The organism is Micromonospora sp. NPDC049151, assembly GCF_040648395.1.
Classification (GTDB): Bacteria; Actinomycetota; Actinomycetes; order Mycobacteriales; family Micromonosporaceae; genus Micromonospora.
The window spans coordinates 1-22,039 of sequence record NZ_JBEZDP010000036.1; the positions used below are offsets into that span (position 1 = coordinate 1).

Annotated in this window: 16 protein-coding genes and 1 pseudogene; 14 read left to right on the plus strand and 3 right to left on the minus strand. The window is 74.1% G+C overall.

The features are described 5' to 3' along the window. The first annotated feature begins 176 nt into the window (after positions 1–176). From AB0B20_RS27545 to prfA, 7 genes are all read left to right on the plus strand, one after another. Positions 177–998, plus strand: a complete 822-nt coding sequence (locus AB0B20_RS27545) for a polysaccharide deacetylase family protein (protein ID WP_357383870.1) — start codon at positions 177–179, stop codon at positions 996–998. Positions 999–1,007: 9 nt separating this feature from the next. Further along, positions 1,008–2,252: an MFS transporter gene (locus AB0B20_RS27550; RefSeq protein WP_357383872.1), complete on the plus strand. Its 1,245-nt coding sequence runs from the start codon at positions 1,008–1,010 to the stop codon at positions 2,250–2,252. A 64-nt stretch (positions 2,253–2,316) separates the two neighbouring features. Continuing rightward, on the plus strand, positions 2,317–3,219 hold the full coding sequence (thrB, locus tag AB0B20_RS27555) for a homoserine kinase (RefSeq protein ID WP_357383874.1): 903 nt from the start codon (positions 2,317–2,319) through the stop codon (positions 3,217–3,219). Between the two features lie 334 nt (positions 3,220–3,553). Next, entirely contained in the window at positions 3,554–5,653 is a 2,100-nt protein-coding gene (gene rho, locus AB0B20_RS27560; protein WP_357383876.1) for a transcription termination factor Rho, read from the plus strand. Positions 5,654–5,795: 142 nt separating this feature from the next. Further along, complete coding sequence (locus AB0B20_RS27565) at positions 5,796–9,248, plus strand: phosphodiester glycosidase family protein (RefSeq protein WP_357474643.1); 3,453 nt, start codon at positions 5,796–5,798, stop codon at positions 9,246–9,248. 404 nt (positions 9,249–9,652) lie between these two features. Beyond that, positions 9,653–9,877 (plus strand): 50S ribosomal protein L31, encoded by a 225-nt coding sequence (gene rpmE / locus AB0B20_RS27570; protein ID WP_184688060.1) that lies wholly within the window; start codon positions 9,653–9,655, stop codon positions 9,875–9,877. An 88-nt stretch (positions 9,878–9,965) separates the two neighbouring features. Beyond that, the gene (gene prfA, locus AB0B20_RS27575; protein ID WP_357383880.1) at positions 9,966–11,054 is read left to right on the plus strand and encodes a peptide chain release factor 1; all 1,089 of its coding nucleotides are present in this window, start codon (positions 9,966–9,968) and stop codon (positions 11,052–11,054) included. Between the two features lie 68 nt (positions 11,055–11,122). Here prfA and AB0B20_RS27580 read toward each other — a convergent pair whose 3' ends face one another. Next, a complete protein-coding gene (locus AB0B20_RS27580; RefSeq protein WP_357474647.1) occupies positions 11,123–12,676 on the minus strand; it encodes a GGDEF domain-containing protein in 1,554 nt (517 codons plus the stop codon). A gap of 73 nt (positions 12,677–12,749) precedes the next feature. Here AB0B20_RS27580 and prmC point away from each other — a divergent pair, with 73 nt between their 5' ends. The 4 genes and pseudogenes from prmC to AB0B20_RS27600 all read left to right on the plus strand — a co-directional run bounded on the left by prmC (position 12,750) and on the right by AB0B20_RS27600 (position 17,174). Continuing rightward, positions 12,750–13,697 carry a peptide chain release factor N(5)-glutamine methyltransferase gene (gene prmC / locus AB0B20_RS27585; RefSeq protein WP_357474650.1) on the plus strand — a complete coding sequence of 316 codons (948 nt, stop codon included), beginning with the start codon at positions 12,750–12,752 and terminating at the stop codon, positions 13,695–13,697. Next, positions 13,688–14,341: pseudogene (locus tag AB0B20_RS27590) on the plus strand (L-threonylcarbamoyladenylate synthase); the annotation flags it as partial. The gene prmC and the pseudogene AB0B20_RS27590, both read left to right, overlap by 10 nt. Continuing rightward, positions 14,342–14,953 carry a phosphotyrosine protein phosphatase gene (locus AB0B20_RS27595; protein WP_357383887.1) on the plus strand — a complete coding sequence of 204 codons (612 nt, stop codon included), beginning with the start codon at positions 14,342–14,344 and terminating at the stop codon, positions 14,951–14,953. It abuts the pseudogene before it with no gap. 112 nt (positions 14,954–15,065) lie between these two features. Then, positions 15,066–17,174 (plus strand): transglycosylase domain-containing protein, encoded by a 2,109-nt coding sequence (locus AB0B20_RS27600; protein WP_357474653.1) that lies wholly within the window; start codon positions 15,066–15,068, stop codon positions 17,172–17,174. A gap of 3 nt (positions 17,175–17,177) precedes the next feature. Here AB0B20_RS27600 and AB0B20_RS27605 read toward each other — a convergent pair whose 3' ends face one another. Then, positions 17,178–17,804, minus strand: a complete 627-nt coding sequence (locus tag AB0B20_RS27605; RefSeq protein WP_357474657.1) for a TetR/AcrR family transcriptional regulator — start codon at positions 17,802–17,804, stop codon at positions 17,178–17,180. 124 nt (positions 17,805–17,928) lie between these two features. On the opposite strand from AB0B20_RS27605, the gene AB0B20_RS27610 reads away from it, so the two are divergent. Further along, positions 17,929–18,711, plus strand: a complete 783-nt coding sequence (locus tag AB0B20_RS27610) for an SDR family oxidoreductase (RefSeq protein WP_357474660.1) — start codon at positions 17,929–17,931, stop codon at positions 18,709–18,711. Here AB0B20_RS27610 and AB0B20_RS27615 read toward each other — a convergent pair. Next, positions 18,708–20,174 carry an SDR family oxidoreductase gene (locus AB0B20_RS27615; protein WP_357474663.1) on the minus strand — a complete coding sequence of 489 codons (1,467 nt, stop codon included), beginning with the start codon at positions 20,172–20,174 and terminating at the stop codon, positions 18,708–18,710. The two genes, AB0B20_RS27610 and AB0B20_RS27615, sit on opposite strands and share 4 nt — an antisense overlap. Positions 20,175–20,209: 35 nt before the next feature. On the opposite strand from AB0B20_RS27615, the gene glyA reads away from it, so the two are divergent. Then, the gene (gene glyA / locus AB0B20_RS27620) at positions 20,210–21,496 is read left to right on the plus strand and encodes a serine hydroxymethyltransferase (protein WP_357474666.1); all 1,287 of its coding nucleotides are present in this window, start codon (positions 20,210–20,212) and stop codon (positions 21,494–21,496) included. After that, positions 21,493–21,930 (plus strand): hypothetical protein, encoded by a 438-nt coding sequence (locus tag AB0B20_RS27625; RefSeq protein WP_357474669.1) that lies wholly within the window; start codon positions 21,493–21,495, stop codon positions 21,928–21,930. Before glyA ends, AB0B20_RS27625 begins: the two co-directional genes overlap by 4 nt. Positions 21,931–22,039 lie beyond the last annotated feature (109 nt).

Below are 22,039 nucleotides of genomic sequence, written 5' to 3' on the forward strand. Positions count from 1 at the left end.
CATAGGCCGGGGACGTGGCGTCCCCGCAGGTCTGGCAGTGCATCGGGGACCGTCCGAGGTGGAGTGTGCGACAGGGCCCGTGGGCCCCTCCCGGCGCCTCGGTGCGCGGGACACACCAGAGCGACATCCAGCGGTACGCTCAGTGAGCTGTTGCACACTTTCGGTTCGGGGGCGTGATGGCGGGGGGCGCGGGCCGGCGGGATCGGCGCAGCGTGCTGCGCGGCTTCGCGCTGCTGATCGGGGGTGCCGCGGTCGGCTCCGCCGCGACCGTCGAGAGCACCTGGGTGGCCGACCGCCGGCTTCCGATCGGGGGCGGGCCCGCGAGTGCCACGCTCGGCAGCCGCCACCAGGACGTCGGCGCCGGCGCGGTGCAGGTCGTGTGGGGCGTACGCACCGAGGAGCTCCTGGTGGCGCTCACCTTCGACGACGGCCCGCGCCCACAGTGGACCCCGATGGTGCTCGACACGCTGGCCGAGCACCGGGTGCCGGCCACCTTCTTCCTGGTCGGTGAGCGGGCCCGCGAGCACGCCGCGCTGCTGCGGGGCCGGATGGACGCGCACGAGGTCGGCAACCACAGTTGGGCGCACCGCGACCTGGCCCGGATGGACGCCGCCACCGTCTACGACGACCTGCGCCGCAGCCACGACGCGATCACCGCGGCCACCGGTTCGGCGCCCCGGCTGCTCCGCCCGCCCTGGGGGCACCTGGGCGGTTCGGTGCTGTACGCGTCGGCCCGGCTGGGCTACCGCGTGGTGCTCTGGACGCTCCAGATGGTCGAGGGCGACTTCCCGCACGACCCGGCCGGGCACGCCCGGCGGATCGTCGCCGACATGCGCCCCGGCACGATCCTGCTCGCCCACGACGTGGGCGTCGACTCGCGGCTGGTGGCGCTGCGCGGCCTGCCCGACATGATCGGCGGGCTGCGGGCCAGGGGATACACGTTCGTCACGGTCTCCGAGCTTCTTCGCCGAGCTGCCGCGACCGGGGCGGCCCGGTAGGGTGCCCGCGTGTCGCCGACCCTCTCGGTAGTCGTCCGCAATCGCGACTTCCGCCACCTGTTCCTCGCCCAGCTGGTGGTCTTCGGCGCGGACTGGTTCGTCATGGTGCCGCTGCTGGTGCTGCTGCCCGACCTGACCGGCAGCGGCGTCTGGGGCGCGCTGGTGCTGGCGGTGGACACCGGCACGACGGCGTTGCTGCTCCCGTACGCCGGGACCGTCGCCGACCGGTTCGACCGCCGCACGGTGATGATGGTGGCGAACGTGGGCGCGCTCGCCGGTGTGCTGCTGCTGCTCGGCGTGCGCGGCGCCGGCACGGCCTGGCTGGCGCTGGCGGCGATCGCGCTGGTGGCGGTGGCGAAGGCGTTCTACTCGCCCGCGGCCCAGGCGGCGCTGCCGAACGTGGTCGACCCGGAGGACCTGGCGGCGGGCAACGCGGTCGCCGGTTCGGCGTGGGGCACGATGACGGTGGTCGGCGCCTCGCTCGGCGGCATCCTGAGCGCCGCCGCCGGGCCGTACGCCAGCTTCTGGGTGGCGGCGGTCGGCCTGGTCGCCGCCGCGGGCCTGGCCGCGCTGATCCGCCGGCCGTTGCAGGCGCCGCGCGACCCGGCGGCGGCGGTGCCGCGCACCTGGGCGGCGATCCGGGAGGCGCTGCGCTACATCGCCCACCGTCCGCGCGTGCTGGCGCTGGTGACCGTCAAGTCGGCGGTCGGCCTGGGCAACGGCGTGCTCACCGTCTTCCCGCTGCTCGCCGGGGTGTACGGGGTCGGCGCGGTCGGCGCCGGCCTGCTCTTCGCCGCCCGTGGCGCCGGGGCCCTGGTCGGCCCGATCATGATGCGCCGGGTGCTGAGCAACCGGGCCTGGCTGCTCACCGGCCTGGCACTGTCCATGTCGATGTACGGCCTGGCCTACCTGGGCGCCTCAGTGGTGACCTGGTTCCCGCTGGTGCTGGTCCTGGTCTTCCTGGCCCACCTGGGCGGCGGCAGCAACTGGGTGCTGTCCAACTACGCGTTGCAGGGCGAGGTGCCGGACCGGCTGCGCGGCCGGGTCTTCGCCACCGACATGATGCTGGCGACGCTCGCCATCGCGGTGAGCCAGCTGGTGGTGGCGCTCGTCGTGGACCGGGTGGACGAGCGCACCGTGCTCGCCGGCTGTGGCCTGGTCACAGTCCTGTACGCGATCGGCTGGCGGTTCGCCACCCGGCGGCTCTCGCTCACCGACCCGGTCGACGTGCCGGTGCCGGACCGGGCGGGATGACACGTCGGTCTCACGCTCCGGGCGGTACGGACGGCTTGTCCGCCGTACGTCCTAGCATGAGCCGGTGCCGACCACATTCATCCCCGGCCCGGTACGGGTCCGGGTGCCCGCGACCAGCGCCAACCTGGGCCCCGGCTTCGACGCGCTCGGGCTGGCCCTCGGCCGCCACGACGACGTCACGGCCGAGGTGACGGACGGCGGCGTACGGGTGTCGGTCACCGGCGAGGGCGCCGGCGAGCTGCCGTCGGACGAGCGGCACCTGATCGTCACCGCCATGCGGGCCACCTTCGACGCGCTCGGCGCGCAGCCGGCCGGCCTGGCGCTGGAGTGCGTCAACCGCATCCCGCAGGCCCGCGGGCTCGGCTCGTCGTCGGCGGCGATCGTGGCCGGGGTGCTGGCGGCCCGCGCGCTGGTTGCAGGCGGCGAGCGGCGGATGGACGACGACGCCGCGCTGCGGCTGGCGGCCGAGCTGGAGGGGCATCCGGACAATGTCGCGCCCTGCCTGCTCGGCGGCTTCACGATCGCCTGGACGGAACCGGGCGGGGCGCGGGCGGTGTCGCTGCCGGTGGCGGCGGCCGTGCGCCCGACGGTGTTCGTGCCCGCCGAGCGGGGCCTGACCTCGGTGGCCCGGGCGGCGCTCCCGGCCACCGTGCCGCACGCCGACGCGGCCTCGAACGCCGGCCGGGCGGCCCTGCTGGTGCACGCGCTCACCGCCGACCCCGCGCTGCTGCTTCCCGCCACCGTCGACCGGCTGCACCAGGACCAGCGGGCCCCGGGCATGCCCGCCACGGCGGCACTCGTCGCCGCGCTGCGTGCGGCGGGTGTGGCGGCTGTGGTCAGCGGGGCGGGTCCGACCGTGCTGGCGCTCTCCCGGGTCTCAGCGGACTTCCAGGCGGGAACAGACTGGCGGCGCTGGGAGTTGCCGATAGATGTCAGCGGTGCCCGGGTCATCCGGGGTAGACTTTGACACGCCGAGCGGGGCCCTGTTGCCGCAGGTCGGACGAGGCGATTACGCTCTAGACCTAGCACAGCCGCGAAGCATGCGATCTTCCTGCGGTTCGGCGCACCCCCGAAGCTCTCGGCGGTAGCCCGTCACCCCTGCTCAAGGCCCACGCCGCGCCGCAGTTTCCAAGGTCGCCGCAGACGGCGAGACCTGCTCACCGACGGTGGTGAGTCGGGAAACCACCGGCTGCTGTGTCACAGACTCCCGCGACGCGTCATGCGAGGCGGGTGCACCGAGGCCGCCCGGCCACCTGGTTCCACGACTCCGGGCAGCCCGGCCTATCGAGGGAAGGAATCCATTGAGCGACACCACCGACGTGACGTCGGATGTTTCCAACGTCGCTGGCGATGCCACCACCGCCGCCCCCACGCGCCGCCGGCGTAGCGGCACCGGTCTGTCGGCGATGCTGCTGCCGGAGCTGCAGAGCCTGGCCGCGTCGCTCGGCATCTCTGGTACCGCTCGCATGCGCAAGGGCGAGCTGATCAGTGCGATCACCGAGCGGCAGCAGGGCGGCGCCGCGGCCGGAACCCCTCGACCGCGAGCCGAGGTGGCGGCGGCTGCCGCTCCCGCCCGTGAGGAGGTGCACGCGGAGGTCCGTGAGGAGCGGGCCGAGGCACGCCCCGCCGAGCAGGCGCCGGCCGCCGAGGTGACCGAGGGTCGTACCCGTGGTCGCCGCAGCCGGGCTGCCGCCGCGACCACCGAGGCGCGACCGGCCGAGGCGCCGGTGGCCGAGGCGCGGCCGGCCGAGACGACGCGCGCCGACGAGGCGCCCGCCGAGACCGGCGAGCGGGCCGAGCGTGGCGGTGACCGGGCCGAGCGCGGTGAGCGTAACGAGGGCCGGGGCCGTGAGCGTGCCGAGCGTGGCGGCGAGCGGGCCGACCGTGGCGAGCGTGGCGGTGACCGGGCCGAGCGCGGCGAGCGCAACGACCGTGGTGACCGTGGTGAGCGGGCCGAGCGTGGCGACCGCAACGAGCGGGGCGACCGTGGCGAGCGGGCCGAGCGGGCCGAGCGCGGCGGCGACCGTAACGAGCGCGGCGGTGACCGTAACGACCGTGGCGACCGCAACGACCGTGGCGACCGCAACGACCGGGGTGACCGCAACGACCGGGGTCAGCGCGCCGAGCGGGACAACGACGGCGACGACGACGAGGGCGGCGGCCGGCGGGGCCGGCGCAGCCGGTTCCGGGACCGTCGTCGCGGCCGTGGCGAGCGGGGCGAGGGCGACGGCGGTGGCAGTGGCGGCCGCGAGCCGCAGGTCGGCGAGGACGACGTGCTCGTCCCGGTGGCCGGCATCATCGACGTGCTCGACAACTACGCCTTCGTCCGGACCACCGGCTACCTCGCCGGCCCGAACGACGTGTACGTCTCGATGTCCCAGATCAAGAAGTACGGCCTGCGCCGCGGTGACGCGATCACCGGCGCCGTGCGGGCCGCGCGGGACGGCGAGCAGCGGCGCGACAAGTACAACCCGCTGGTCCGGCTGGACACCATCAACGGGATGGAGCCGGACGAGGCGAAGCGCCGGCCGGAGTTCTACAAGCTCACGCCGCTCTACCCGCAGGAGCGCCTGCGGCTGGAGACCGAGCCGCACATCCTCACCACCCGGGTGATCGACCTGGTCATGCCGATCGGCAAGGGCCAGCGGGCGCTCATCGTGTCGCCGCCGAAGGCCGGTAAGACGATGGTGCTGCAGGCGATCGCGAACGCGATCACCCGCAACAACCCGGAGTGCCACCTGATGGTGGTGCTCGTCGACGAGCGGCCGGAAGAGGTCACCGACATGCAGCGGTCGGTGAAGGGCGAGGTCATCGCGGCCACGTTCGACCGTCCGCCGCAGGACCACACCACCGTCGCGGAGCTGGCGATCGAGCGGGCGAAGCGCCTGGTCGAGCTGGGACACGACGTGGTCGTGCTGCTCGACTCGGTGACCCGGCTCGGGCGGTCGTACAACCTGGCGGCGCCGGCCAGCGGCCGGATCATGTCGGGTGGTATCGACTCCACCGCGCTCTACCCGCCGAAGCGCTTCCTCGGCGCGGCGCGCAACATCGAGAACGGCGGTTCGCTGACCATTCTCGCCACCGCGCTGGTGGAGACCGGGTCCATGGCGGACACGGTCATCTTCGAGGAGTTCAAGGGCACGGGTAACGCCGAGCTGAAGCTGGACCGGAAGATCGCCGACAAGCGGGTCTTCCCGGCGATCGACATCAACCCCTCCGGCACGCGTAAGGAGGAGGTCCTGCTCGCGCCGGAGGAGCTGGCAATCATCCACAAGCTCCGCAAGGTGCTGCACTCGCTGGACTCGCAGGCGGCGCTCGACCTCCTGCTGGACCGGCTCAAGCAGTCCCGCACCAACATCGAGTTCCTGATGCAGATCGCGAAGTCCACTCCGGGCGAGTGAGCTGACGATCCGACGCACGAGGGGCACGGCCGAACGCGGCCGTGCCCCTCGTCGCGTACCGGGCGGCCCGCCCGTGAAGTTTTTCTACGGTTAAGCCGTTAGGTATTGAAACTTCTGTTCACCGTCGGGTTGACTGTCGTCCATGCGAACCCGCAGTCGACCCGCCCGCCTCGCCGGCGTCCTGCTGCTGACGCCGTTGCTGACGATCACCACGCCGGCGCCGTCCGCCGCCACGGCCGCCGGGCCGCCGGCTGCCGCACCGCCGGCCGCCACCGCCGCCGAGGACGCGCCGCGCGCCTCGTCCCGCCCTGACTCCGCCGTCGCGCTCGCCGGTGTGGAACCGGCCGGCGGCCTGGAGACCGCCAAGACCACCCGGCCGGTCGCGCCCGGCCTCGACCTGACCTCCTTCGACAGGTACGACGCGGCCGGCTGGCTGCGCGCCGACGCCCTCACCGCCGACCTGGCCGGCGGGCTCACCGTCGACTACGTCAACTCCGGCGAGGTCACCAAGGACGAGCCGCTGCGCGCCGCGGTGGACCGTTCCCGTGCCGTCGCGGCGGTGAACGGCGACTTCTTCGACATCAACAACTCCGGTGCCGCCCAGGGCGTCGGCGTCCGCTCCGGCGAGCTGGTGCAGTCGCCGGTCGCCGGGCACCCGAACGCGGTCGGGATCAGCGCTCAGGGCATCGGCCGGGTCGTCCAGGTCGGCTTCGAGGGCAGCGCCACGCTGCCCGCCGGGCCGGTGCCGCTGACCCAGTTCAACAACATGGTGCAGCGCGACGGCGTGGGCGTGTTCACGCCGCTCTGGGGGTCGTACACCCGCAGGCGGGCCGTGGAGGGCGCGGCCCGCACGGTCGAGGTGACGGTGACCGGCGGCCGGGTGGCGAACGTGGCCACCACGGCGGGCGAGGGGCCGATCCCGGCCGGCAGCACGGTGTTGCTCGGCCGCGAGGCCGGCGCCGACGCGCTCGCCGCGCTACGTCCCGGCGACGCGGTGGACCTGACCTGGCGACCGCGCGCCGCCGACGGCGGTGACCTGCGCGCCGCCGTCGGCGGCGGCAACGTGCTGGTCCGTGACGGCGTGGTGCAAAACATCGCCGACGAGTCGCTGGCCCCGCGCACCGCAGTCGGCTTCTCCGCCGACGGGCGCAAGATGATCATGCTGACGGTGGACGGGCGCCAGGTGGACAGCCGGGGCGTCACCCAGACCGAGATGGGCCGCATGATGGCCGAGCTGGGCGCCGCGAACGCGCTCAACCTCGACGGCGGCGGCTCGTCCACGCTGCTCGCCCGGGAGCCGGGCGCGGCCACGGTCCAGGTGGAGAACAGCCCGTCCGACGGCAGCGAGCGGCCGGTGCCGAACGGGCTCGCCGTCTACGCGCCGAAGGGCAGCGGCCGGCTCACCGGCTACTGGCTGGAGACCGCCAGCGACCCGACCGCCGCACCCGGTGTCGCGCCGGTGCGCGGCGGCCGGCCGGACCGGGTCTTCCCCGGCCTCACCCGCCGGCTCACCGCCGCCGGATACGACGAGACGTACGGCCCGGCCGCCGGCGAGCCGCGCTGGCACGCCACCCACGGCCGGGTGGACGGCGACGGCGTGTTCCGGGCCGCGGTTCCCGGGCGCAGCACCGTCACGGCCACCCGGGGACGCGCCCGGGGCGCCATCGAGCTGACGGTGCTCGGCCCGCTTGCGCGCATCGACGGCACCGTCGACCGGGTCGGCCTGGACCGGGCCGGCGACACCGGCCTGTTCGGCGTGGTCGGCTTCGACGCCGAGGGCAACACCGCGCCGATCGAGCCGGCCGACCTGAAGCTGGAGTACGACAGCGACCTGCTCTCCGTCACCCCCACCGCCGACGGCAACCTGTCCGTCAAGGCGCTTGCCGCGAGCGGCTCGGCGCTGGTCACCGCCCGGGTCGGCAACCGCAGCACGGTCCTGCCGGTGACCGTCGGGCTGACCGACGTGCCGGTGGCCGGTTTCGACGACGCCGCGTCGTGGAAGTTCAGCCAGGCCCGCGCCTCCGGGTCGGTCGCCCCGGCCGAGGGCCACACCGATGGCGGGCTGCGGATGTCGTACGACTTCAGCCAGTCCACCGGCACCCGGGCCGCGTACGCCGACCCGCCCGCCTGGATCGACGTACCCGGCCAGCCGCAGGCGTTCGGGATGTGGATCAAGGCGAACGGCACCGGCGAGTGGCCGAGCCTGCACCTGCACGACGCGCAGGACACCCAGTTCGTGCTGCGCGGCCCGTACCTGGACTGGACCGGCTGGAAGTACGTCGAGTTCGCCGTACCGCCGGGCGTGCAGTACCCGGTGCGGGTGCGCCGGTTCTACGTGGCCGAGACCGACCCGGCCAAGCAGTACCGCAGCGAGGTGGTGATCGACGACCTGGTGGCCCGGGTGCCGCCGGACGTGCAGGCGCCGCCGGAGCCGAACCGCACCGATCGGGTGGTGCTGCGCGACGGCACTGTGGACGGGGCGCCCTGGCGCTTCGCGGTGCTCTCCGACGCGCAGTTCGTCGCCGCGAACCCGGACAGCGACCTGGTCGCCCAGGCCCGCCGTACGCTGCGCGAGGTCCGCGCCGCCCGGCCGGACTTCCTGATCATCAACGGCGACTTCGTGGACACCGCCTACCCGGCGGACTTCACGCTGGCCAAGCGCATCCTGGACGAGGAACTGGGCGGCGAGGTGCCGTACCACTACGTGCCGGGCAACCACGAGATCATGGGCGCGCCGATCGACAACTTCCGCAGCGTCTTCGGGGACACCTCGCGCGTCTTCGACCACCGGGGCACCCGGTTCCTCACGCTGAGCACCGCCACCGGGTCGCTGCGCGGCGGCGGGTTCGACCAGGTGGAACTGCTGCGCCGTACGCTCGACCAGGCCGCCGCCGACCGCTCGGTGGGTTCGGTGGCGGTGTTCTTCCACCACCCGCCGCGCGACCCCAGCCCGGCCAAGGCCAGCCAGCTCGGCGACCGCAAGGAGGCGGCGCTCGTGGAGCAGTGGCTGGCCGACTTCCAGCACCGCACCGGCAAGGGGGCGCTGATGGTCAACGGCCACGTCGGCACGTTCCACGCCGACCGGGTGGACGGCGTGCCGTACGTGATCAACGGCAACTCGGGCAAGGACCCGTCCACCCCGGCCGCGCTCGGCGGGTTCACCGGCTGGACCGAGTTCGGGGTGGACCCGGTGACGCCGGGCGAGGCCGAGCGGGCCCGCCGTGACCCGCTGGCCGAGGGGCCGACGTGGGTGAGTGCGGAGACGCACGCGCACGTCGACCGGCTCGCGCTGACCGCGCCCGCGCAGGTGCGCCAGGGCTCGCCGGTGGACGTCACGGCCACGCTCACCCAGCCGAGCGGGCGGCAGGTGCCGGTGGCCGCGCCGGTCAGCGCCGACTGGTCCGGCTCGCCGAGCCTGCACATCGGGGGCGTCGTCGGCATTCGTCCGTGGCACGCCGCCTGGTTCGACCCGGCCACCGGCCGGCTGACCGCGCTGCGTCCCGGCGCGCAGATCCTGCTGGCGGTGACTGTCAACGGCGTGAAGGCCGAGGCGACTGTGACCACCGCCGCAGCTGTCCGCGCCCCCGCGGCCTGACCCGGACCGGGGCTCCTCATCCTGGGGGAGGAGCCCCGGCCGCACCCCTCGCCCAGTCCGCGCCCCCCTCGCCCGGCCCCGGCTCCCGCTCCGGCGATCATGAAGTTGGCCTGGACAAAAGGGGCGGGAAGTGCCGCTAAGTTCATGATCGCCGGGCTCGGGGCGGGGCCCGGGGCGGGCGGGTGGTGGGTGGGCGCGGGTGGGCCGGGGGAGTGGGTGGGGTGGGGGTGGGAATGCTGAGGGGTGGGCCGGCGTTGGAGGTGGCGGACCTCCTGTGCCGGGTGGAAGACGCCCGTGGCAGACTGGTCAATCGGCCACCGGTTCCGGTTCACGCCCGAGCCCGTCGTGACGGCGGGGAGCACCGACGGCGACCCGGCGACCACCGACGAAAGGACCGAGGCGACATGAAGCCCAACATCCACCCGGAGTACGCGACCACCGAGGTCCGCTGCTCCTGCGGCAACTCCTTCACGACCCGCAGCACCGCCAAGGGCGGCGCCATCAGCGTCGAGACCTGCAGCGCCTGCCACCCGTTCTACACCGGTAAGCAGCGCGTGCTGGACACCGCCGGCCGGGTCGCGAAGTTCCAGCAGAAGTACGCCAAGGTTCAGGCCAAGAAGGCCAAGTAGCTCCGTCGACGACGCCCGTGTCCGGCTTTTGCCGGGCACGGGCGTTCGTCCGTTTGCGCCGGTTTCATCACCAAGGAGCACCCGCAGCATGAGCAGTGAGCGCCTGGCCGCCCTCCTCGACGAGTACGCCGAGCTGGAGCGGCGGCTGGCCGACCCGGCCATCCACGCCGACCAGGGCACCGCCCGGCGGGTCGGCCGTCGATACGCCGAACTGGTTCCGCTGCACAAGGCGGCCGGCGAGCTGGAGCAGGCCCGCGCCGACCTGACCGCCGCCCGGGAACTGGCCGCCGAGGACGCGTCGTTCGCCGCCGAGGCGGACACCATCGCCGCCTCCCTGCCGGCCCTTGAGGAACGGCTCGCGGAACTGCTCATCCCGCGCGACCCGCACGACGCCAAGGACGTGATCGTCGAGATCAAGGCCGGTGAGGGCGGCGAGGAGTCCGCGCTGTTCGCCGGGGACCTGCTGCGGATGTACACCAGGTACGCCGAGCGGCACGGCTGGGTCACCGAGGTGATCGACGCGCAGGACTCCGACCTCGGCGGCGTCAAGGACGTCTCGCTGGCGATCAAGAGCAAGGGCGTGCCGGAGGGCGGCAACGGCGTCTGGTCCCGGCTCAAGTGGGAGGGCGGCGTGCACCGGGTGCAGCGCGTACCGGTCACCGAGTCGCAGGGCCGCATCCACACCAGCGCCGCCGGGGTGCTGGTGCTGCCCGAGGCGGAGGACGTGGACGTCACCATCGACCCGAACGAGCTGCGCATCGACGTGTTCCGCTCGTCCGGCCCCGGTGGGCAGTCGGTGAACACCACCGACTCGGCGGTCCGCATCACCCACGTGCCGACCGGCATCGTGGTCTCCTGCCAGAACGAGAAGTCCCAGCTGCAGAACCGGGAGCAGGCCATGCGCATCCTGCGCGCCCGGCTGCTCGCCGCCGCCCAGGAGCAGGCGGACGCGGCGGCGTCGGACGCCCGCAAGGCGCAGGTCCGCACCGTGGACCGGTCCGAGCGGATCCGCACCTACAACTTCCCGCAGAACCGGATCACCGACCACCGCATCGGCTACACCGCGTACAACCTGGACCTGGCCCTGGCCGGCGAGCTGGACGGGGTGCTCGACGCCCTGGCCGAGGCGGACCGCGCGGCCCGGCTGGCCGGCGAGACCGAGCTGTCCCGCCGCTGACCGCACGGGGTGTTAAGCGGGGGCCCTTGCTCTACCGGAGGCGTTAACAGGGGGCCCTTCCTTACCGCTCAGCTCGCCCGCAACCGGGCCTTGGCGCGCAGCATCTCCCGGTCGGCCAGCTCGAACGCGGCGCCGAGCGCCTCCCGGACGCTCACCGTGGTGCTGCCGTCGACCTCGGCGAAGCCGATCGTCACCCCGACCGGCGTGCCGGGGACCAGGGACTCCCAGTCCTCGGTGCGCACGGCCGCCTCGATCCGGCGGGCCACCTCGACCGCCTCCGGCATGCCGGTGTCGGGCAGCACCACGACGAACTCGTCGCCGCCGTAGCGGGCCACGAAGTCACCCCGCCGCATCACCCGGTTGATCACTCCGGCCACCCGTTGCAGCACCAGGTCGCCGGAGTGGTGGCCGTGACGGGTGTTCACCGCCTTGAACCCGTCGAGGTCGCAGACGCCGATCACGACCCGTTCGCCCCGGGACACCACGGCGCCCAGGTAGCGCTCCAGCCGGCGCCGGTTGGGCAGGCCGGTGAGCGGGTCGGTGAGTGCCTCGCCCTCGTACCGGGCCGCCTCGCGGCGCATCTCCTCGTGGTCGATCCGGGCGGCGATGCCGTCGATGTAGACGTCCCGCAGCCGGTCGCTGCGCTGTGCCGCCAGCCGGAACGCGTGCCGGTCGGCCCGGTGCGCGCCCGCGTGGTCACCGGCCCGGGCCAGCGCCACGCTGCGCAGCCGGGGCGCCTCGGCCGCGCCGAGCGTCTCGGCGGAGACCCGGAGCGAGTCCAGCCGGGTGACCGCCTCGATCGGACGGCCGTCGGCCACCGCCAGGCAGACCTGACCGAGCTGGCGCAGGTCGCGGGCGCGGGCGCTGTCCCCGCCGTGGCCGAGCAGCCGGTTCGGGTCGGCGTCCCCGGCGGACTCCACCCGGTCGCCGAGCGCGGCCCGGCGGGCGGCGGCGTAGCCGTACGCGGCCAGGCTGCTCGGGCGCAGGTTGCCGGCCCGCCCGCCGCGCAGGAACCGGGCCAGGTCGCCGGCCACGTCGCGCAGCACCCGCAGGCAGCCGTCGCTGTCGCCGTTGTGGTCGAGCGCGACCGCGTTGCGCAGCCGGATGCCCGGCGCGGCGAACGTCTCCTCGGGGATGCCGACGCTGAGCCCGACCTCCCGGGCGCGCTCGATCGCGCCGAGCGCGTGGCCGTGGAAGCTGAGGTACGAGTACGCCATCGCCAGGTCGTGCCAGCCCCAGGCGGTGTCCCGGTCGGGGGTGTCGTCGGCGCCGAGCGCGCGGGCGGCCCGGACCAGGTGCGTCACGCACCTGTCGAGCGCGCCCTGGTGGTGGGCGGCGAGCGCGGCCAGCGCGTTGAGGTGCCCGTGCAGGTAGGGCTCGGCCAGGTCGCGTACGGCGGCGGAGGCGTCCTCGACGGCCCTGGTGAACTCGGCGGTCCGGCCGAGGTTGATCAGCGCGGACAGGCGTTGCACGAGCGCGTCGGCGCGGGCGTACGGGTCGGCCGTGGTGCGGATGACGCGGTCGAGCAGGGCGCACGCCTCCGCGGACCGGCTGGCTTCCTGGAGGGACCGAGCGCGTCGGAGAGCGTCAACCTGGTCCTCGACCTGGTCGAGCCAGCCCACTCGCGACCTCCCTGCGGTGTGCGCCCGGACGCACCCGTTCGTGAGGTGGGCCGCGACGCCTCATGATTATTGCGTGACAGCACTCCCGCAACACCCGTCCGAAGGGACAGAACGCGAACGCCCGTCGCTGGTGATCAACCGGGTGGCGCGGGCGCTCGCCGCGGCCGGCGTCGAGGCGCCCCGCGCCGAGGCCGAGCAGCTCGCCGCGTACGTCCTGGAAGTGCCGCGTGGCCGGCTGGCGCTCGCCGACGGCTTCACCCCGGCGCAGCGTGACCGCCTGGACGAGCTGGTCGGGCGGCGGGTGACCCGGGAGCCGTTGCAGCACCTGCTCGGCTCGGCCGGTTTCCGGCACCTGGAGCTGGCGGTCGGGCCGGGTGTCTTCGTGCCCCGGCCGGAGACCGAACTGCTGGCCGGCTGGGGCGTCGAGCGGGCCCGGGAGCACGCCGCGCCGCTCGTGGTCGACCTGTGCAGCGGTTCCGGCGCGATCGCCCTCGCCGTCGCGCAGGAGGTGCCCGCGGCCCGGGTGGTGGCGGTGGAGCGGTCCACGGCCGCGCTGGCCTGGCTGCGGCGCAACGCGGCGGACCGGGCCGCCGCCGGGGACCGGCCGGTCGAGGTGGTGGCCGCCGACGTGACCGACCCGGAGCTGCTGGCCGGCCTGGCCGGGCGGGTCGACGTGCTGCTCTGCAACCCGCCGTACGTGCCGAGGTCGGTGATCGTGCCGCCGGAGGTGGCCGGGCACGATCCGGACGAGGCGGTGTTCGGCGGCGCGGACGGGCTGGACGTGATCCGCCCGGTGGTGCGCCGGGCCGCCGAGCTGCTGCGCCCGGGCGGCGTGATCGGCGTCGAGCACGACGACACGCACGCGGAGGAGGTGCCGGCGCTGCTGCGCGGTGACGGCCGCTACGACCGGGTCGAGGAGCACCGGGACCTGGCCGGGCGGCCCCGCTGGGCGAGCGCGTCCCGGCGGGCGGACGGCACCCACCCCGACCCCGGCCGGGCGTGGCAGACTGACTCCTCGTGATGCTCTACGACTGTCGGTCGCTCGCCGACCGGGACCGCGGCATCGCCGCTGCCATCGAGGCCGTCAAGAACGGGGAACTCGTCGTCCTGCCGACCGACACGGTCTACGGCGTCGGGGCGGACGCCTTCACCCCGTACGCGGTGAAGGCTCTGGCGGACACCAAGGGTGGCGCCCGGCAGGCGCCCCCGGTGCTCATCGGCTCCCGGCACACGCTCGACGGCCTGGTCTTCTCGCTGCCCGGCGCGGCCCGCGACCTGGTTGAGGCGTTCTGGCCGGGCGCGCTGACCATCGTGGTGGAGCACTCGCCGAGCCTCGCCTGGGACCTGGGCGACAACAGCGGCACGGTGGCGGTGCGGATGCCGCTGCACCCGGTGGCGCTGGAGGTGCTGCGCGAGACCGGGCCGATGGCGGTCGCCTCGGCGAACAAGGTCGGCCAGCCCGCCGCGCTCACCGCCGAGGAGGCGCGCGACCAGCTCGGTTACGGCGTCCGGGCGTACCTGGAGGCCGGGCCGGCGGTGGACCCGGTGCCGAGCACCATCGTCGACCTGACCGGCGACGTGCCGCGGGTGCTGCGCGAGGGCGCGGTGACGCTGGCGAAGCTGCGGGAGGTCGTGCCGGACATCCTCGACGAGCGGGGGGTCTGAGTGCCGCCCTTCACCGTCCTGCACGTCTGCATGGGCAACATCTGCCGGTCGCCGATGGCCGAGCGGCTGCTGCTGCTCGCGGTCCGCGAGCGGCTGGCCCGCCTCGACGTCGACCCGGCCGGGTCGGACGCGCTGGTGCACAGCCACAGCGCCGGCACCGGCGGCTGGCACGCGGGGGAGGAGATGAACCCGCCCGCCGCCCGGCAGGTGGTCTCGCGCGGCGGCGACACCGAGGGGTTCGCCGCCCGTCGTCTGCGCTCCGACCTGATCGACGCCGCCGACCTGGTGCTCACCGCCACGGCCGACCAGCAGGAGTACGTGGTGGCGTTGCGGCCGGACGCCGCCGCGCGCACGTTCGTCCTCGGTGAGTTCGGCCGCCTGCTCGGCGGGCTGGACCGCGCCGCCCTGCCGCCGGCCGAGCCGACGCCGGACGCGGTCCACGCGCGCGGTGTCGCCCTCGTCGCGGCCGTCGACGCGGCCCGGCAGAACGCCTCCGCGCTGCCCACGGACGATCTGGACGACCCGTGGGGCCGGGGCGACCAGTGCTTCAGCCGGGTCGCGGACGAGATCGAGGAGACGGTGCAGCCGCTGGCTGCCGCGCTGTTGCCCTGAGATTCATCCTTCCTCGCGAACTTTCTGCGCCTTTCTCGGAAGGTGGCGGCCAAAGCGCACATTCGGGTCATTCTGAACGGGTCCGTACGGCCGGCTCCTGCGGGGAGAGCTGATGAACCGGGCCTATCTCGACAAGCTGTTCACCGTTGTGCTGGCCGGCGTGCTCGCCGGACTGGCCCTGGCCGCCGCCGCACTGCCGGCCGCGCTCGTCTTCGGGCTGGGCGTGAAGAACCTGATGCCGTACACCGCGCTGCCGGAGGCGCTCAGGACGCCGCAGCCGGCGCAGCGCTCCAACCTGTACGCGAGCGACGGGCGGACGCTGATCACCTCGTTCTACGTCGAGGACCGGGTGGACGTGCCGGTCGGCGAGGTGGCACCGGTGATGCGCGACGCCATCGTGGCCGCCGAGGACGTGCGCTTCTACGAGCACCACGGCGTGGACGTGCGCGGCGTGGCGCGGGCGTTCACCGCCAACCGCCGCGAGGGCACCCGCCAGGGCGCCTCCACGCTGACCATGCAGTACGTGCGCAACGCGCTGGCCGGTGACCCCCGGCTGACCGAGGAGCAGCGCGCCGCCGCCACCGAGATCACCGTCGGCCGCAAGATCCGCGAGATGCGGTACGCGCTGACGCTGGAACGGCAGGTCGGCAAGGACGAGATCCTCGGGCGCTACCTGAACATCGCGTACTTCGGCGCCGGGGCGTACGGGATCGCCGCCGCCAGCAAGCGCTACTTCTCCACCACGCCGGACCGGCTCACGCTGGCCCAGGCCGCGCTGCTCGCCGGGCTGGTCCGCTCCCCGGCCGACGACCCGATCAGCGGCGACGCCGACTCGGCCCGGCAGCGCCGGGCGTACGTGCTGGACCGGATGGTGGAGACCGGCCGGGTCGGCGCGGCGGACGCCGAGGCGGCGAAGGCGACGGAACTGGCCCTCAAGCCGAACGCCACCCCCAACGACTGCGCCGCGGTCTCCGCCGAGCACAACGACTGGGGCTTCTTCTGCGACTGGTTCACGCAGTGGTGGAACGCCCAGCCGGCGTTCGGCGAGACCGCCGACGAACGGCAGCGCACGCTGCGCCGCGGCGGCTGGAAGATCGTGTCCTCGCTCGACCCGGACGTGCAGGCCAAGGCGAGCGAGCAGGTGCGGGAGATCTACCCGGAGACGATCGCCCGCGCGGCGCCGACGGCCGTGGTGCAACCGGGCACCGGCCGGGTGCTGGCGATGGCGGTGAACCGCGCCTATGGCGCGGCCGCCAACCCGGACGGGCAGCAGAACTACCCGAACACGGTCAACCAGCTCGTGGCCGGCGGTGGCGGCATCACCGGCTACCAGGCGGGCTCGACGTTCAAGCTGTTCGCGCTGCTGGCCGCGCTGGAGTCCGGTCTGCCGCTGGACACCGAGTTCGACGCCCCGCGCGTCTACGTGACGCAGTACCCGGTCGGCGCCGGCCCGGCGAGTTGCGGCGGCCGGTGGTGCCCGGAGAACGCCAACGCCTCCTGGATGGACGGCGACCGGGACATGTGGGACGCGTTCGGGCGCTCGGTGAACACGTACTTCGCCTGGCTGACCGAGCGCGTCGGCGCGGACCGGGTGGTCGAGATGGCCCAGCGGCTGGGCATCGTGTTCCGCGCTCCGGCGGATGCCCGGATGGCCCGCGAGGGCGCCAAGAGCTGGGGGCCGTTCACGCTCGGCGTCTCCGCCACCACGCCGCTGGACCTGGCCGGCGCGTACGCCGCGGTGGCCGCCGAGGGCACGTGGTGCCGGCCCACGCCGGTCACCTCGATCACCGACCCGTCCGGCCGCAGGGTCGCGGCCGGGAACGCCGACTGCCGGCAGGTGCTGGACACCGAGGTGGCTCGCGCGGCGGCCGACGCCAGCCGCTGCCCGGTCGGCGACCAGTCGATGTACCGGCGCTGCGACGGCGGCACCGCCGAGGAGCTGGCCCCGGGCCTGCGCCGGCCGGTGGCGGGCAAGACCGGCAGCTCGGAGCGGAACGCCACCGAGACGGTTGTGGCGTTCACCCCGCAGCTGTCGGTGGCGACGATCGCCGCGAACCCGGACGATCCCCGGGACGCGGTCGGTGGTGGCGTGCAGAAGCGGCAGATCGCCGCCGTGGGCCGCATCCTGGCGTGGTCACTGCGCGACGAGCCGGTACGCGACTTCGTCCCGCCCGGTCAGGCCGTCGCCTTCCAGCACACCAGCCCGCGCACCGGCAACTGAGAGTCAGCTCGTCGACCTGCCGTACCGAGCGACCATGGTCCGGACGGCTTCGTCGACGACAGCTGCCGTGCGCTCGGGGGTGACCGTCCAGTCCGGGAGGACCAGGCGCGGCCAGAGCAGGTAATTGGAGATCATCCCGAGGAAGTGCGTGGCTGCCAACTCCGGGTCGGCGACGTCCGCGACTCCGGCCTCGTGCTCGGCCACGAGGTAGAGCCGGACGGACTCGAAGTACGGCAGTTTGCCCTGCGCGAAGTGCGCTCTGGCCAGTTCGGGAAAGCGTGGCATCTCGGCGATCACGATGCGGAACAGGTCGGTCATCTCCGGCCGGCTCAACAGCGTCGCGTAGTGCCGCCCGAGAACCGTCAAGCCGGCCACCAGGTCACCGGTGGGCGGCACGTCGGCGACGTCGTTGCGGGCCCACGAGTCGACGACGATCGCGTCGAACAATGCCGCCTTCGTCGGGAACTGCTTGAACAGCGTCGCCTTCGACACGCCGGCGCCGGCGGCGACGCGTGCCAGTGAGGCCCGGTCGTAGCCCAACTCCAGGAAGAGCTCGGTGGCGGCCTGCACGATCAGCGCGCGCTTCTCCTCCGCCACGCGCTGGTGATAGGCCGACGGCGCTGGGGTCATGCGCCCATCGTAGCGAGGTGAGTGGGTTGACTCACCACGTGCGGCGGCGTAGCTTCGGAGTGGTGAGTCAATTGACTCACCACCCGTTTCCCGGGTTGTCGTACCGCACGTACCGGAGGATCCGATGTCCCGCTTCGCCAATCAGACAGTTCTCGTGACCGGCGGCACCGGCGGGCAGGGGGCCAGCCACGTTCGCGCCCTGCACGCCGAAGGCGCAAACGTCGTCATCGGTGCGATCGACGCCGAGCGGGGCGCCGGCCTCGCCGCCGAGCTGGGCCACCGGGCACGGTTCGTCTCCCTGGACGTCTCCCGGGAGGAGTCGTGGGCCGCCGCCGTCGCGGAGACCGAGAAGGCGTTCGGCGCGCTCACGGTCCTGGTCAACAACGCCGGGGTGCAGAACCCACCGGCCCTCATCGAGTCCACCGACCGGGCCACCTGGGCTCGCATCCTCGACGTCAACCTCACCGGCACCTTCCTCGGCATCAGGGCGGCCGCCCCGGCGCTGCGGCGCGCGGGCGGAGGAGCGATCGTCAACATCGGCTCCACCATGGGCTTCGGCGGCACCGCCTTCTACGCGCCCTACGTCGCCGGCAAGTGGGCGCTACGAGGGCTCACCCGGACCGCCGCGCTGGAGCTTGGCCGCGACAACATCCGCGTCAACGCGATCCACCCCGGCGTGATCGACACCCCGTTCATCACCGAGCCGGCGGCCGGCAGCGACGCCCCGATCGCCGACTTCTACTCGCCCGAGCCATTCGCCGTACCGCGACTCGGGCAGCCCGCCGACGTCACCGCGCTGCTGTTGTTCCTCACGTCGCCGGACGCCGCCTTCATCACCGGCGCCGAGTACGTCATCGACGGGGGACTGCTCCTCGGCCCCGCGCTGCCGAGCGGCTCTCCGTCCTAACCGGCCGGGTGTTCGGCGCCCCGGGCGATGTTGCGGGCCATGCCGCCGAAGACGACGGCGTGGAACGGGGCCACCGAGGCCCAGTAGAGGTGGCCGGGCAGCCCGCGCGGGAGGAACACGGCGCGCTGGACGTAGCGGCTGCCGCCGTTGCCGTCCGGCTCGGCGCGCATCTCCAGCCAGGCCCGGCCGGGCAGCCGCATCTCGGCGCGCAGCCGCAGCAGCTCGCCCGGGACGATCTCCTCGACCCGCCAGAAGTCGAGCGCCTCGCCGACCTGGAGGCGGTGCGGGTCACGCCGTCCCCGGCGCAGCCCGACGCCGCCGACCAGCCGGTCCATCCAGCCGCGCACCGACCAGGCCAGCGGGAACGAGTACCAGCCGTGCTCGCCGCCGACGCCCTCGATGACCCGCCACAGCGCGTCCGGTGGCGCGGCCACCGCCCGCTCCCGCATGTCTGTGTACGCGGTGCCGCCGGACCAGCGCGGGTCCGACGGCAGCGGCTCGGCGGGCGCGTCCGGCCCGCTCGCGTTCGACCAGCGCGTCTCCACCTGCGCGTCGCGCACCTTTGTGAGCGCCAGCGCGACCGCCTGGTCGAAGCCGGTCAGCCCTTCGGGCGGGTCCGGCACGTACGCGGCGATGTCGTGCTCGTGCGCCACCGCCTCGTGCACCAGGCTCTCCACCAGCGGCCGGGCGATCGCGTTCGGCACCGGCGTGATCAGGCCGACCCAGTGCGAGGAGAGCGACGGGGTGAGCGGGCGCACCGGCAGGATGACCCGGGGCCGCAGCCCGGCCACCCGGGCGTAGCGCTGCATCATCTCGGTGAAGGTCAGCACGTCCGGGCCGCCGATGTCGAAGGCCCGGTTCACCTCCGCCGGCAGGTGCGCGCAGCCGACCAGGTAGCGCAGCACGTCCCGGACCGCGATCGGCTGGATCCGGTTGCGCACCCAGCGCGGGGTGACCATCGCCGGCAGCCGCTCGGTCAGGTAGCGCAGCATCTCGAACGAGGCCGAGCCGGATCCGATGATCACCGCGGCGCGCAGCACCGCTGTGGGCACGCCGCTGTCCAGCAGGATCCGCGCGACCTCCGCCCGGGAGCGCAGGTGCGCCGAGGGCAGGCCGTCGCGCTCCGCCGGCTCCGGCCCGCCGAGATACACGATCCGGCGTACGCCCGCGGCGCGCGCCGCCTCGGCGAAGTTGGTCGCCGCCTCCCGGTCGGCCGCCTCGAAGCCGCGTTGGCCGAGCGAGTGGACCAGGTAGTACGCCACCTCCACGCCCTCGAACGCGGACGGCAGCGTCTCCGGGCGGCGCAGGTCGCCCTCGACGACCTCCGCCTCGGCCGCCCAGGGCACGTCCCGCAGCCGCCCGGCCGTGCGGGCCAGGCAGCGTACGGAGTGCCGCTCGGCCAGCAGCCGGGGCGCGAGGCGTCCGCCGATGTAGCCGGTCGCGCCGGTGACGAGGCATCTCACGGCATCCAGTGTGCGGCTCCGTAGACTCCTTCGCTGTGGAGAACGCGAGGGACACCTTCTGGGGGCCGGACTTCCAGCAGCTCAGTACCGTCGACCCGGAGATCGCCGAGGTGGTGCTGGGGGAGCTGGACCGGCTGCGCGGCGGTCTGCAACTGATCGCCAGCGAGAACCTCACCTCGCCCGCGGTGCTGGCCGCGCTGGGTTCCACGCTCACGAACAAGTACGCCGAGGGCTACCCGGGCCGGCGCTACTACGGCGGCTGCGCCGAGGTGGACCGGGCCGAGGAGCTGGCCGTGTCCCGGGCGAAGGACCTGTTCGACGCCGAACACGCGAACGTCCAGCCGCACTCCGGGGCGAGCGCCAACCTGGCCGCGTACGCCGCCCTGATCCAGCCGGGCGACACGGTGCTGGCGATGGACCTGCCGCACGGCGGGCACCTGACGCACGGCAGCCGGGTGAACTTCTCCGGCAAGTGGTTCCACCCGGTCGGCTACACCGTCCGGCCGGACACCGGACTGATCGACTACGACGAGGTACGCGACCTGGCCCGGGCGCACCGGCCAAAGATGATCATTTGTGGCGCGACGGCGTACCCGCGCCTGATCGACTTCGCCCGCTTCCGGGAGATCGCCGACGAGGTCGACGCGTACCTGATGGTGGACGCCGCGCACTTCATCGGCCTGGTGGCCGGCGGGGCGATCCCGTCCCCGGTGCCGTACGCCGACGTGGTCACCGCGACCACCCACAAGGTGCTGCGCGGCCCGCGCGGCGGCATGATCCTCTGCCGTGAGCCGCTCGCGGCCCGGATCGACAAGGCGGTCTTCCCGTTCACCCAGGGCGGCCCGCTGATGCACGCCGTCGCCGCCAAGGCGGTCGCGCTGCGCGAGGCCGCGCAGCCCGAGTTCCGCACGTACGCCGCCCAGGTCGTCGCCAACTCCCGCGCGCTCGCCGACGGGCTGGCCGCGGAGGGACTGCCGCCGGTCTCCGGCGGCACCGACACCCACCTGGCCCTGCTCGACCTGCGGGAGACCGGCGTGACCGGCGCGCAGGCCGAGGCCCGCTGCGACGCCGCCGGCATCACGCTCAACAAGAACGCCATCCCGTACGACCCGCGGCCGCCGTCGGTGGCCTCCGGCATCCGGGTGGGTACGCCGAGCGTCACCACCCAGGGCATGCGGGAGGGCGAGATGCGCCGGATCGCGGGGCTGATCGCGCGCGCGGTACGCACCGATCCGGGCGCCTCCGGCGGCGCCGACGCGCTGACCGGGATGGCCCGCGAGGTCGCCGAGCTGGTCGCCGCCTTCCCGGCGTACCCCCGATGACGGCGCCACGGGCGGGCGAGCCCGGCGCCATCCGGTCCCGGCTGAACCACCTGCGGCTGCCGCTGCTGGCGTGCGCGGCCCTCGCGGTGGTGGGGGTGCCGGCGGCGGCGCTGCTGCGCGGCCCGACCGGCGCGGCCGGTTTCGCGGCCGGCGTGGCGCTGGTGATCGTCAGCTACCTGATCTCCAGCGTCTCGGTGGCCTGGGCGGACGCCGTCCACCCTCGGATGATCATGTCGGTCGGGCTCGTCACCTACGCCACCAAGATCGTGATCCTGGGCGTGGTGATGGCCGCCGTGGCGGCCACCGGCTGGCCCGGCCTGCCGGCCATGGGCGTGGCCATCATCGCGGCGGTGGTGGTGTGGACCGGAGCGCACCTGACCTGGGCGATGAGGTCTCCGCTGCCCACCTTCAAGCCGCGTGACGACGACGAGTGACTTTGCGGAATCGTGTCCGGTACGGCGGGTGCCCTGACGGGCGCGACAGGAGTAACGTGGCGCGAGGTTGACGCGCCCGCAGTACGGCCCGCACGCTGCCCGCAGTGTG

Bases quoted from the DNA above. Each gene is read 5' to 3' on its own strand.
- AB0B20_RS27545 (WP_357383870.1), top strand. From the start codon at position 177: ATGGCGGGGGGCGCGGGCCGGCGGGATCGGCGCAGCGTGCTGCGCGGC.
- AB0B20_RS27565 (WP_357474643.1), top strand. From the start codon at position 5,796: ATGCGAACCCGCAGTCGACCCGCCCGCCTCGCCGGCGTCCTGCTGCTG.
- rpmE (WP_184688060.1), top strand. From the start codon at position 9,653: ATGAAGCCCAACATCCACCCGGAGTACGCGACCACCGAGGTCCGCTGC.
- prfA (WP_357383880.1), top strand. From the start codon at position 9,966: ATGAGCAGTGAGCGCCTGGCCGCCCTCCTCGACGAGTACGCCGAGCTG.
- AB0B20_RS27600 (WP_357474653.1), top strand. From the start codon at position 15,066: ATGAACCGGGCCTATCTCGACAAGCTGTTCACCGTTGTGCTGGCCGGC.
- AB0B20_RS27605 (WP_357474657.1), bottom strand. From the start codon at position 17,804: ATGACCCCAGCGCCGTCGGCCTATCACCAGCGCGTGGCGGAGGAGAAG.
- AB0B20_RS27610 (WP_357474660.1), top strand. From the start codon at position 17,929: ATGTCCCGCTTCGCCAATCAGACAGTTCTCGTGACCGGCGGCACCGGC.
- AB0B20_RS27625 (WP_357474669.1), top strand. From the start codon at position 21,493: ATGACGGCGCCACGGGCGGGCGAGCCCGGCGCCATCCGGTCCCGGCTG.